Origin of the sequence: Clostridium sp. UBA7339, assembly GCF_002470865.1 — a bacterium.
Lineage (GTDB): Bacteria > Bacillota > Clostridia > Clostridiales > Clostridiaceae > Clostridium_J > Clostridium_J sulfidigenes.
On the sequence record NZ_DKPI01000006.1, the window covers coordinates 523,521 to 536,120 of the forward strand.

The 12,600-nt window shown below is 32.0% G+C and carries 12 protein-coding genes; 3 read left to right on the plus strand and 9 right to left on the minus strand.

Features of this window, described 5'->3' with window-relative positions; translation table 11 throughout:
- The first annotated feature begins 248 nt into the window (after positions 1-248).
- Positions 249-515: a DUF1294 domain-containing protein gene (locus B2S02_RS05940; RefSeq protein WP_346920447.1), complete on the plus strand. Its 267-nt coding sequence runs from the start codon at positions 249-251 to the stop codon at positions 513-515.
- A 213-nt stretch (positions 516-728) separates the two neighbouring features.
- Here B2S02_RS05940 and B2S02_RS05945 read toward each other — a convergent pair whose 3' ends face one another.
- The 9 genes from B2S02_RS05945 to B2S02_RS05985 all read right to left on the minus strand — a co-directional run bounded on the left by B2S02_RS05945 (position 729) and on the right by B2S02_RS05985 (position 11,076).
- A complete protein-coding gene (locus tag B2S02_RS05945) occupies positions 729-1,238 on the minus strand; it encodes a flavin reductase family protein (protein ID WP_346920448.1) in 510 nt (169 codons plus the stop codon).
- Positions 1,239-1,267: 29 nt separating this feature from the next.
- Positions 1,268-2,422 (minus strand): ornithine racemase Orr, encoded by a 1,155-nt coding sequence (orr, locus tag B2S02_RS05950; RefSeq protein WP_346893991.1) that lies wholly within the window; start codon positions 2,420-2,422, stop codon positions 1,268-1,270.
- Positions 2,423-2,467: 45 nt separating this feature from the next.
- Positions 2,468-3,796: a GlmL-related ornithine degradation protein gene (locus B2S02_RS05955; RefSeq protein WP_346920449.1), complete on the minus strand. Its 1,329-nt coding sequence runs from the start codon at positions 3,794-3,796 to the stop codon at positions 2,468-2,470.
- Positions 3,797-3,962: 166 nt separating this feature from the next.
- Positions 3,963-6,143, minus strand: a complete 2,181-nt coding sequence (oraE, locus tag B2S02_RS05960) for a D-ornithine 4,5-aminomutase subunit OraE (RefSeq protein ID WP_346920450.1) — start codon at positions 6,141-6,143, stop codon at positions 3,963-3,965.
- Positions 6,143-6,505 (minus strand): ornithine aminomutase subunit alpha, encoded by a 363-nt coding sequence (locus tag B2S02_RS05965; RefSeq protein WP_346893985.1) that lies wholly within the window; start codon positions 6,503-6,505, stop codon positions 6,143-6,145. The genes oraE and B2S02_RS05965 overlap by 1 nt, the downstream gene beginning before the upstream one ends.
- Before the next feature lie 71 nt (positions 6,506-6,576).
- The gene (gene ortB / locus B2S02_RS05970) at positions 6,577-7,989 is read right to left on the minus strand and encodes a 2-amino-4-oxopentanoate thiolase subunit OrtB (RefSeq protein ID WP_346893983.1); all 1,413 of its coding nucleotides are present in this window, start codon (positions 7,987-7,989) and stop codon (positions 6,577-6,579) included.
- A gap of 24 nt (positions 7,990-8,013) precedes the next feature.
- Positions 8,014-8,310, minus strand: a complete 297-nt coding sequence (gene ortA / locus B2S02_RS05975) for a 2-amino-4-oxopentanoate thiolase subunit OrtA (RefSeq protein ID WP_346893981.1) — start codon at positions 8,308-8,310, stop codon at positions 8,014-8,016.
- Between the two features lie 37 nt (positions 8,311-8,347).
- Entirely contained in the window at positions 8,348-9,394 is a 1,047-nt protein-coding gene (ord, locus tag B2S02_RS05980; RefSeq protein WP_346877804.1) for a 2,4-diaminopentanoate dehydrogenase, read from the minus strand.
- A gap of 323 nt (positions 9,395-9,717) precedes the next feature.
- The gene (locus tag B2S02_RS05985; protein WP_346920451.1) at positions 9,718-11,076 is read right to left on the minus strand and encodes a sigma-54 interaction domain-containing protein; all 1,359 of its coding nucleotides are present in this window, start codon (positions 11,074-11,076) and stop codon (positions 9,718-9,720) included.
- Between the two features lie 237 nt (positions 11,077-11,313).
- Between B2S02_RS05985 and B2S02_RS05990 the strand changes: the two genes are divergently transcribed.
- On the plus strand, positions 11,314-12,081 hold the full coding sequence (locus B2S02_RS05990; protein ID WP_035134500.1) for a threonine/serine exporter family protein: 768 nt from the start codon (positions 11,314-11,316) through the stop codon (positions 12,079-12,081).
- A gap of 1 nt (position 12,082) precedes the next feature.
- On the plus strand, positions 12,083-12,544 hold the full coding sequence (locus B2S02_RS05995; RefSeq protein ID WP_346848669.1) for a threonine/serine exporter family protein: 462 nt from the start codon (positions 12,083-12,085) through the stop codon (positions 12,542-12,544).
- Positions 12,545-12,600: the final 56 nt, after the last annotated feature.

Sequence of the window (12,600 nt, forward strand, 5' to 3'; positions counted from 1 at the left end):
ATTTCCATGTACTTTCATGTTCAAAAATGATACTTTCATGCACATTTTGTATATTTGAATAACTACCTAACTCTAAAATATATTTTCTTCTCAAATGATTAGTTGTATTTTATTATTAAATTGAACAATGGGTGAGAGTTTTTTACATTGTACTTTTAACTAATACAACCCATTAAAATAAATATATCCTTATTGCTTTTTATTTTTATATAATATAAATTAAATATATAAATACTTTAGGAGGTCTTATGTTTAATAATTTTATTTTATACTTAATAGTAATAAACCTAATTGGATTTTTTATAATGTTAATAGATAAAAAGAAGGCTATAAAAAGACAATGGAGGGTTAGTGAAAAAGCTCTTATATGTATATCTATAATAGGAGGTTCCATTGGTATGTTAGCTGGTATGAGCACTTTTAGACATAAAACTAAGCATAAAAAATTCACTATTGGTATTCCTCTTATCCTTGTTATACAAATAGCTATATTAACTTATTTTATCAGCTTATAATTTTAGAAATGACTTCATACTCCTTAAATTTCCAACATATTTACGCTTCCAATACATTGAAAAACCCCTGAAACCCGCATGAATAGAACAAATAGTTAACTAGTTATATAGTTTAATAGCTTCATAGTTAACTATTTTTATAGTTCCATATAAAAATAGCTTCCTATACAAATATTTATATAGGAAGCTATTAATTCAATTTAAAATACAGTTTTATAGTTTATAGCAAGCTTCTACTTCACCTACATATAATACATGATAGTCCTCTGCTGGATAGCTTGAGCTCTTTATTGAATCAGATAAAAACTCTGGATTCATTTCTTGTTTATAAACTATTTTACATTCATAAGTCAATACATTAGATTTTTCTATTATTGGAGTATCTACAGTTTTAGCTGGAATTAGTTTCAAATCACATTCCTTAAATTTATCATAATCTCTTCCTGATTTAGTACCGCAGAATTTAATTTCCTCCTTTAAGCTATCATCAAGAGGAATTGTTACAGTAAAGTTATCAGCTTTTTCTATAATAGAAAAGGTATGTCTATGCTTTCTTACCAGCACTGTAAATATAGGTTTTCCCCATTGGAAGCCAACATTTCCCCAACCTATTGTCATAGTATTAACTTCATCTCCAGCCTTTACAGTTAAAAAGGCACCTTTTTCATGCAGATTCCTTATTGCTACATTTAAGTCTTCAGTAAATAATTTAAAATCAACCATTTAAATCTCTCCTTAAAATTATTTTTTATTTACATTATACACTTATTTATATAGGAGGAGGTCATTGAAGATAATAATGCTCCATAATCTACATCAAAAGAAATTATATCACCAACTTTGTAGTCTGCTTCACTTTCCGTTACATCTAATAAAAGATGATCACTACTGCCACCTAATATTCTTATTTTTTCATCTCTAGGAGTTATTCCATCAATTTTTACGTCTTGTCTTCCCATTGAAATTATAGCTCTTTTTATTGTTCCTCTATCCTGAAAGGTTGGAACCTCTCCAAAGGCATCCATGCCAATATTTCCTATTGGTACTGATGGCTTATCCTTAATTTCTATAATTTCACCTTTTAAAGTAAACACATCTTTAAACATTCCTGGAATATCTCTTCCATAAGCGGTTTCTCTTCCTAAAACCACTGATTCCCCAAGTCTTAAATTATTAATTCCTTCTGGAATAGTTTTATTCATTACCATATATAAACTACTAGAATTTCCTCCTGATACTATAGGTATCTTAATATTTAATTCTTCTTCTATGGTGTTTTTTATTTCTAGCAACCTTCCTAAATTTACTTCATCAGGTATTACTCCTCCATAGCAAGTTAAATTTGTTCCTATCCCCATAAGCTTTATATTAGGCAATTTAATAATTTCCCTGGACATTTCTAGTACATCTTTCTCTAAAACACCTTCCCTTAAATCTCCTAAATCCACCATTAAAATTATTTTATGAGTTTTCTTAGCTCTTATAGCTTCCTTTGATAATGCCTTAATTGTATCTATCTCTGAATTAAGGGAAATATCACTATACATGATTACTTCTCTTACTTCACTAAGAGCTGGAATTCTAAGAAGTAGCTTTTCACAATTTAAATTTGCTATCTTTTTTAAATTAGCCACTCTTGAATCTCCTATGGTTTTTACCCCTGCATCTAAAACACCTTGAACTATATCGGGGTGTGAACAAAACACCTTAGTTACTACAGCGATGTCTATCATCTTTCCATTACACATATTTAATAAAAATTTAGTATTATAGGTTAATTTATTTAAATCAATTTCAATTCTAGGATATCTATCCTTTACTTCTTCTTTCCATAACTCTTGTTCAAGGGCAATATTATAAGTTAAATTTTCTTGATTTAATTCTACTTCTGAATAACATTTTTCCATTCTCTAACTCTCCTCCTTTACAGAAACTAAAAATCTAATTTGTCATTATAAATTTAAACTAGCTTTAAGCAATTCTATTGCAGCTTCTTTATTTTCTCTACTTAAAACTCCAGCACAGGCCATGATATACATATTATCTAGGAGTACCTTTGCCTCTTTTGTTGGACGCATAGTAATGTCTCCCTTAACATCCTTTATACTCTCTAGAATTTCCTTGCCTTTACCTAACCTAGTTAGAGCACCCCCTGTACCTATGATATATTTAACCATTGATAAATCCTTTCCATAGGCACTAAACTTTCTTCCTGAATTGTATACTCTTTTAATTTGCCCTACATGTCTATCTATGGCAGTGTTTACAGCCTTTTGAGCAAGGACCCTACTCCAATATTTCTCTTCTTCTGTAGTTGGAATAGGCTTAATGAAACTACTTATACTATCCTTAGTTCTTCCTTCTAACTCGTGATGTTGTAAAAGCTCTAATACATTTTCTCTATTTACATATACCCCTAAATCACCTTCTACGGTACGCTTTGCTTTTGGTTCTGGAGTGACTAATATATCTAAAATTTCCACACTACCTTCTGTTACGGAATGAACATCTGTAGTAGCTCCTCCAACATCCACCACTATTACATCACCGATTATTTCATAGAGTAATTTTGTAGCTTCCATTACAGCTCCAGGAGTTGGCATTATAGCTCCATCCACCATTTCTTTAATTTTATCCATACCACCGGCTTTAACAATATTTACTTCAAAAGCATCTTGAATTATCCCCCTAGCAGGCTCCACATTTAGTTCATCTACCCTAGGATATACATTATCTATTACATAAAGTTCTCTACCTTCAAAAATCTCTTTTATTTCCTCTTGGTTAGCTATATTACCACAATAAACTACAGGGATATTCAGCTCAGCATCTCTTATAATCTCAGCATTGTCTAAGGCAGTTTCTCTCTCTCCATAGTCTGTGCCACCTGCAATCATTATAAGATTAGGATTTATTTCTTTTATTTTTTTAATATCCGTTCTTCTAAGCTTACCTGCTGTTACCATTTTTATAATTCCGCCTGCACCTAGGGCTGCTTCCTTTGCAGCTTTAACTGTCATATCTTGTACTAATCCATGAACAGTTATTTTTAAGCCTCCTGCGGCGCTACTAGCACCTATCATTCTGTCATATTCAATGGATTCTCCTAGCTGCTTCTCCATTTCATTAATTGCATTTCTAAGTCCAATAGTTACATCACCTTGTAAAACAGAAGTAAAGGCCTTACCTTGTCCTACAACCTCAACTCCTTTTTTAAAATTAAAGGCTGTTACTACAGTTGTTGTACTTCCGATTTCCGCTATTAAATATTCAACTCTCATAGCTTCCCTCCTAGTTTAAAGGGGATACCTCAAAATTTTACTAAGCATTAATCTATCCTTAAGGTAAACTTAGTTTAATTATTTGAGACACCCCCAGTACTTTATATAAATATCATATATTTTTTATTATTTAATCTAGTTTATCTAATAATAAATCTTCAAATTATTATTGTTCTTTTTTCATTAAGGTTTCAATGATAAAGGAGGCAACATTATTTCCATGAGTTCCTCTACCAAAGCCTGCATCCATACCATGAGCTACAGCAATCTCATTAGTTACTTGAGTTCCTCCACAAGCTATTATGAATTTGTCTCTTACACCTTTTTCTATGCATAGATCATGAATCTTTTGCATGTTCTTAGTGTGTACATCATTGTGAGTGATAATAGTACTCATTATTATAGCTTGAGCCTTTGTTTCAATAGCTGCATCTATTAATTTTTCTACTGGACAAGAAGTTCCAAGATATACTACATCTATACCATATCTTTCAATACCACCATGCTTAATATCTATAATTTCTCTTAGTCCAACAGAGTGTTCATCTTCTCCAACAGTAGCAGCTACCACTCTAATAGGATTATTCTTAACGTAATCTCTCATTACATCATCTGGTAAAAGCTCTTGCTTTTCTGGAATCTTAAGTTCATCTTTTTTAATTGCAAAGCTTACTCTACCTTTGATTTCTACTAAAGTACCTTCTGCATCTTGCATAACCTGTTTATGAATAACTTCTACATCAGTTAAATTCATTCTTCTTCCTATTTCAAGGGCTGCAGCCTCTGCTATATTTTCCTCTTCAGTTAGGAATAATGTTGTAGATACATAGCCATCATTCTTCCACTCTACTTCTGGAATTATAGTTCCTTCCTCTTTACTATTTTTAGCCATTCTTATATTAACATTATCTTCTTCATCAAGTTCATCTATATAAACTATTTTGCTATGATTACATAATGTACATTCATCTATTGCATCACATGGTTTGTTATATTCTTCTGGAATATTATTATATCCAAAGTGAGCACATACTGGAGCAAAGTATTCTTTATCTCTTGGAACTACTGTATCAACAGCAATACCTCCATCTATCTTTCTTGCAATACCATCACTATTTCTTTCTGGATATTCTCCTGAATCTACAAAGAATCCATCTTCTACAGCTTTGAAATATCCACCATTTTCAATCATTTCCTCTAGGAATAATACTGCTCTTTCCTTAAGTTCTCTAACCTTCTCTGGAAGATATCCATCCTTTTTAAGCTCTATCATATCCATTAAGCCATCCATGCCAATTAAAGCTTGCTTAGCTGTATTTACAGCATGGATATTATTATAATGCCAAGGTACATTTCTTCCTTCATCAGGAGTGATTGTACTTTGAATATCTGCTGAAGTAAGTTCAGATATTAACAAGTTTAATGAATGAGTTACTGTTGCTTCTCTAGTACAAGATGCCATGTATTTTGTGTTCATCTGTGCTCTCATTTTATAGTTTTTAAATAAGTCTCTAAGTGCTACAGCATAAGGTAAATCATATCTTAAACATGGAGCTGGTGGTGCTGTTGGTGGTACTGTAGATAGTGATATATTGCTTTGTTTCATACCAACCTTCTCAGAGAATTTTGAATTTATAGCATGTTGAACCATAAGTTCAGGCATTACCTTATAACCCTTCATTGCAGTTGCGTTTGCATTATGTGCTCCATCTATTTGTAAAATATCAGCCCATGCCATTATATGTTTTGCTACTGCTGCATCAACGAAGGATCTAACCATATTTATGTTTCTGTAAAGTACATTATATTGAGGATCCTGGTGAGCTCCATTTATTCCTTCCTCTGCAAACATTACAGCAATATCTGGACCTGCAACCCCTGATACATAGGAGTGGAAATTTATTGGTCTTCCTACTTCTTCCTCTATCATATCAAGAGCTTTTCTTGTAGCTCTAACTTCTTTTCTAGTTATTGGAACTCCTCCTGTTCCTTCTGGACTTCCTTCAATTAAACTATCATAGTGACTTTGTCCTGATGTTCTTATAACCATTATATGATCTGCACCATGCCAAGCTGCCATTCTCATTCTTCTAATATCATCTTCAAATCTTCCTGAAGCTATTTCCGAAGTTATTACAGCTTTTGGTTGAGGGTCTATATTAGCAAAGCTGGTTGCTGATGGAAGTGCTTTACTATTTTTTAGGGGTTTTGATATCTCCTTATATTCAAACTCTCCCATTGGCTCATTATATTCTTCTCTCCAATGCCAACCTCTTCTTTTAGGTTCATACTTATCTAAGTCCTTAAGTATTTCTGCTACATCTATTTTCTTATTTATATCTAGCATTATTTAACCCCCCCAAACAAATTAGTTACTTCATTCCAGCCTTTTCCTTCTCCAAGTTCTCTACCAGCTTCTAAATATGGCACACTCTTTAATTTTGCATATTTTAAAACTACATTTCCCATACCTTTTCCAAGAAGTCCTGCTTTTAAGCCTTCTTGAACTATATCTTGAGATTCTATGCTTGAAAAGCCCATTCTAAGAAGTACTGACCTTTCTATAGAGGATGAGGTATTTCCATATGCTAAATCCACCATAGGATTTACTATTTCTTCTGTCAATTTCCAAAACCTTTCATATAATTCTTCATCACTTAAACTTTCTAAATGTTTTCTTCTTATTTCAAAATCGTCTTCTCTTTTCACTACTTCTCTCCCCCTAATAGTTTTTTATTATTTCACACATTATTTATCTTTACCCTATTTACTTATTAACCCTATTTCACATTAACCCCAAATTCTTTAAGAATATCTATTACTGTTTCTTTTCTAAGTTTTGTTTCTTCACATAAGAAATCTAAATCTACCTGTCCAATTTCTTTTTCTTTTAAAAGCTTTACTGTGTTTTTAATTAATGATTTTCTATAATCGTCTAGCTCTTTATTATCTACTTGTAAATAAGATGGATCCTCTGGAAGTATAATATTTTCTCCTGGAACTTCATCCATTGGATTACCTCTAAGCACTTTAATTCCATTTTCCTTTGCAAAGGTTAATTGTGGAACTATATGCTTTCCAGCACCAGTATACTCGGTCTCCTGAACTACTAAAATTGCATCATCCTCCATCTCTTGAGCTATGACAAAGGCTGCTGCTAAAGAAGTATTTCCAGCTGGTCCTCTTTCAAGTCCTTCAAGCTGTGCTAAAAGCTCAGTCATGTAGAAAACTTCCCCTTGTGGCAAGGTTACATATCTATCTAAATATCTTAGAGGTCTTGCTGCACTTCTTGGTACGTCACTTCTATCTGGCCATACCATGAATGGAATACCAAATCCAGTGTGTCCAGTAGTGAAGGATTTTCTATTAAAGGCTTTATCACTTGCCATGTGAAGACCTTGTAAATTTACAGAAGCTCCAATAACTTTTGTATTATTTGCTCCTGCCTTTATAAGTCCTCTTGCAGTACCAGTAACATTTCCACCACCTGCATGGGTAATTACTACTGCTTCTGGATCCTTTCCAAATCGTTCTCTACATTCTGTAGCTATCTCATAACCTAAAGTTTCAACTCCAGCTATTCCATAAGCAGAATATAAAGATGCATTATAAAAACCTGTTTCTTCTAAAGTCTCTAGATAGGTGTAGAATAATTCTGGTCCTACTGTTAATTGTAAAACTTCAGCCCCTAACCATTCACATTTTCTGCCCTTCTCAAGAATCTCTGGTTGTCCTACTTTTTTAGAGTCATAACATTCTTGAACTATGGTACATTTTAATCCCTTCATAGCTGCTTGGGATGCTACTGCTGCCCCATAGTTTCCAGAAGTAGCTGATGCTACACCCTTATAGCCTCTTTCCTTAGCATCATACACAGATACAGATGCTCTTCTATCTTTAAAACTTCCAGATGGATTACAGCTTTCATCTTTAACAAATATCCTAGCTGCTTTTCCAGTCTTTGATACCTTTCTTGCCAAGGCAGTAATATTTCTTAATTCTAAGAGAGGTGTATTTCCAACTCCCACTTCTCGTTGAATTTTCATAATATCACTTAGGGAATATCCTATATCTCTCATCATTGCTTCATAATCAAAAGCTATACTTCCCTTTTCATATTTATCAAAATCCATTCCTACAGACTTAATCATAATTTGATTTTTTCTGCTCATAACCTCTTCATACTTATTCATATCAATCACCTACTTTCTGTATAACTATTTATTGAAAATCATTTCCTTAGCTTGTTTTCCAATATAGGCTATTTCACTTACATAGCTACCAAAATTATGAGAATATGAAGGTTCTACCACCTTAGCTATACCTCTCATAGTTCTTCCAATAGTTGTAGTGATTTCAACTTCATCACCCAGCTCACAATCTGAATTTACAAAACCCCTAACCCACATTTTAAGTGGAGTTTCCTTTGTATCGGCTGGAATTGCTGGTGATCTATCCTCACATTGTAATACCACTGTTTCTATTTCAATAAATGTGTCCTTCTTAATCAACACCTTCACCTCCTAAGTAAATTTCTATAATTAAATAACTTTATCTATCTATGAAATTTCTAAAGTCTCCCATTATAGCCCTTGGTACTGGTAAATCTATCATAGTTTTTAATCCTGGATTTGCATTAATTACATGTGGAATCATATTAACGCACATAGCAATTGTTCCAAGTCCTCCATCAACCTCTGGCTTAATTGACATATTAACTTCTGGTGTACCTTTTATTGTGATATAATCTCCAGTAAATGTACCTTCCATCTCAGGTTCTATTTGTTGTGGATGAATCATATCTATTTTTACCTCTCCATCAACATATCCTTGACCTGTCATATTAACACCTGCAACATCTCCAGCAGCTGCAAATCCATAAGGTGACTTTCTATCTACAGTAGTTACTATTGGAGCCATTTGTTGTTCAAATTTATCAACTTTCCAGCCCATAGAATCAGCTATCATATTTACAGATTCTATAAATCCAACATGCCCAGCTAAACTTCCGTCCTTAACTCCTGCATTAAAATCTTCAACCTTCATCCCAACTCCTTGTTCTTCCATAACAGCTGGTCCAAATGGTGATAAACTATTTACTCTCTTCGCTTCAACATGAGTTACTTCAGTCATACAACCTGTTAAACATACAACAAGTAAATCCATGATTAATCCTGGATTTATACCTGTTCCAAGAATTGTAACTCCATTTTCCTTTGCAATTCTATTTAACTCTGCAGCTAGTTCAGGATTTTTAGCTTGAGGATAAGACATTTCTTCTGCTGTAGAAATAACATTTATTTTCTTTTCAAGTACAGATTTCAACTTTGGAAAAGCATTTTTTGTGAAAGAATCTGTTGCACATAAACAAATATCACAGCATTTTTCTGTTAACACTTCATCTATGTTAGCTTTTATTATTACATCTTCCCTATCTCCTCTTTCTACTCCCAAAACTTGAAAAATACTTTTTCCGGCTCTAGCAGGGTGCATATCACAAACCCCTATTATGTCTACACCTTTTTTAGTTAATAGCATTTTTGCCATTCCACTTCCCATAGCTCCAAAGCCCCAAATTGCTACCTTAACATTTTCCATTGTAAAATCCCCCTCATGATTAAATTATTTTTATAAATTCTATATTTTACTAGAGCAATTTGCATGCCAAAGAAAATACATTATTTAGATGCTTTCATAACTTTAAATAGGTTAAATGTATATAATTTCATCACTTTTTAAAATTTACCGCAAAAAATTTTTCTATATTTACTTAGGTTCTATCCACTTAAAAAGCGTATGCAAAATTATTTGCATACGCTTTGCCGAATTTTAGGCATACATATTTCTAAATCTTTTTAATATTTAATTTATTCTTTTTATTAACATATTGTTTATATTATATCCTCATAAAAAATAGTTAACTAAAGTAATTTATATTTTTTAAGTTTATATTGAAGATTTTGTCTTGATATTTTTAATTCCTCTGAAGTTTTTGTTATGTTTTTATTGTTCTTTTTATAGCTTTTTTCTATTATATTTTTTTCAAGACTATCTATATATTCATTTAAAGGGATATCTCCTCTAAATCCATCTTCTGAAGTTACTTCTACTACAGAATTAATCTTATTACCAAAGCACTCCTTTGTTAATATTTCTCCATCTTCAACCATGTTCATAGCACTTTCTATATTATTCTTAAGTTCTCTTACGTTTCCAGGCCAACTATAGTTTAAAAATCCCTCCATAACATCTTCACTAATTCCTTTTACATTTCTATATAGAATACCATTATAATAGTTTACAAAAAAATCACATAACTGGCTTATATCTTCTTTACGTTCTCTAAGTGGTGGTATCATTACTTTAATTACACTCAATCTATAATAAAAATCTTTTCTAAGCTTTCCTTCTCTTATAAGTTTGTCTGCTTCCTCATTTATTGTTGCTATAATCCTTACATCTACATCAATAATCTTATTACTTCCTAGTGGTCTGATATATCCATCTTGGAGTACTCTTAATAATTTTGATTGCAAATAGGGATCCATAGAATTTATTTCATCAAGTAGAATAGTACCTCTATGAGCTTCTTCAAAAAGCCCTTTTTTATTTTCTGCTCCTGTAAAACTACCTTTAACCGTTCCAAAGAGCATTCCCTCTAACAGTGCACTTGGTATTGCTGCACAGTTAATAGCTATAAAGGGCTTGTCTCTTCTTATTCCTTCATAATGTATACCTTGTGCAAATAGTTCCTTACCGCATCCAGTTTCTCCATATATGAGTACTGAAGAATTAGATATACTAGCTCTTTTACTTTTTAAAATTTCTTCATTTAATACCTTACTACTTCCTATAATATCATTAAAGGTATAATAATTTTTCTTTGATTTACTTTTATTTTCTAACTGACATATAGTTTCATTTAATTTCTTTATTTGTGTCATATCTCTAGCTATCTCAATTACTGCTTCAACTTTTCCGTCTACCATTACTGGAATAGTAGAGTTTATACTGGTTATTATCTTACCTGCTCCATTACTATAGTTTTGTAAAGTATCTCTATAGGTGTGTCCACTTTTTAAACTTCCTAATATAGTTGAGTGTTCTATATCCCTAAGATACTCTTGAATTTCCTTTCCCATTACATCTTCACTTTTCATGCCTTCTATGTTTTCCATGGCATGATTATAATAGATGGTCTTTCCTTTACTATCAACTATGTGAATTCCTTCTTTTAAGTTACTAATTAGACTTTCTAATAATATATTTACATTATCCATAAAATCCCCCTTAGCTATCTCTTTAATTGACCCTAAACTTGAAAACAATATCATATTGAAAGTTGCCCTTGATTATTGTAACCTTATAATATTTGCCTATATAATAAATTTAACACAATATTGTAATATAATAAATTTATTATTCTAACAATTATACATTATCTTGTTTTTTGTTCTATAATATCTTTGATGAATGCTAATAATAAGATATTGTTAATATAACAAAGGAGTACCATTATGATTACTGATAATATAGTAAACTTGGCTGCAGAGGCCGGAAAAATAATGCTTGAAAATGGTGGTGAAACCTACAGAGTTGAACAAACAATAAATATGATATGTAAGTCTTATGGCATAGATAATGCGGAAAGCTTTGTATCTCCTACAGCAATAATCACCTCTACTATGGATGAAAACGGTAGGAATAGTACCATAATTAAGAGAATTACTTCTAGAGCCACAGATTTAGAAAAAGTAGCTTTAATTAATAACTTATCTCGACAAATACAAAGTCATCCTTTAACTTTAGATGAACTTAGAAAAGAATTGAAATATATACGCAGCTTTCCCAAATATTCTAACAGCATAAAAACTTTTTTTGCTGGAGTAACTACTGGTACATTTACCTTACTTTTTGGTGGTAGCTTTAGTGACTTCATTATAGCCTTTGGTGTAGGAATTTTAATTAATTTATTATCTTCTATGTTATCTCGTTTAAGCGTTAATGAATTTTTCATTAATGTGGCAGGTGGTGCGTTAGCCGCTATAATTGGACTTTTCTTCTCTTACATAAATCCCATATTTCATAAAGATGAAATAATTATTGGTTCAATTATGTTACTTGTTCCAGGCTTAGTTATAACTAACGCTATTCGTGATACCATAGCTGGAGATTTACTTTCAGGCCTTTCAAGAACTCTGGAAGCTATTATGATAGCTGGAGCCATTGCTATTGGAGCTGCTTTTAGTTTCAAAATATGGATGTCTATTATAGGAGGGATGTAAAATGTTTTTGCAAGTTATATATGCATTTATTGTTTCCTTAGGTTTTGGAGTTCTCTTTAATGTAAGGGATAAAAACTTGTTCTTTGCAGCCCTTGGAGGTGCCGTTGGATGGTTTTTTTACAGCCTTACTATGAACTTATCTGACTCTAGCATCTTAGCTATGCTTATAGCATCTATAAGCATCAGTATCTATGCTGAAATCTTCTCTAGAGTTTTAAAAAATCCTGTAACATTATTTTTAGTTTGCTCTCTTATTCCCTTAGTTCCTGGAAGTGGAATGTATTATACAGTTTTTGAAGCAGTTGAAGGTAATGTATTTGGTTCCTTAAATAATGGAATCGAAACTCTTTCTTTAGCAGGAGTTATAGCTGTTGGAATTATTTTAGTATCTACCTTGAGTAGATTGATGCAAAAATTAAAAATCAGAAGAAATCAACGTAAACTAGGAAATGTTGAGGAATAACAAAAGAGAAAAAACACATATAAACTGATGTGGTTTTTCTCTTTTATTACTCATAC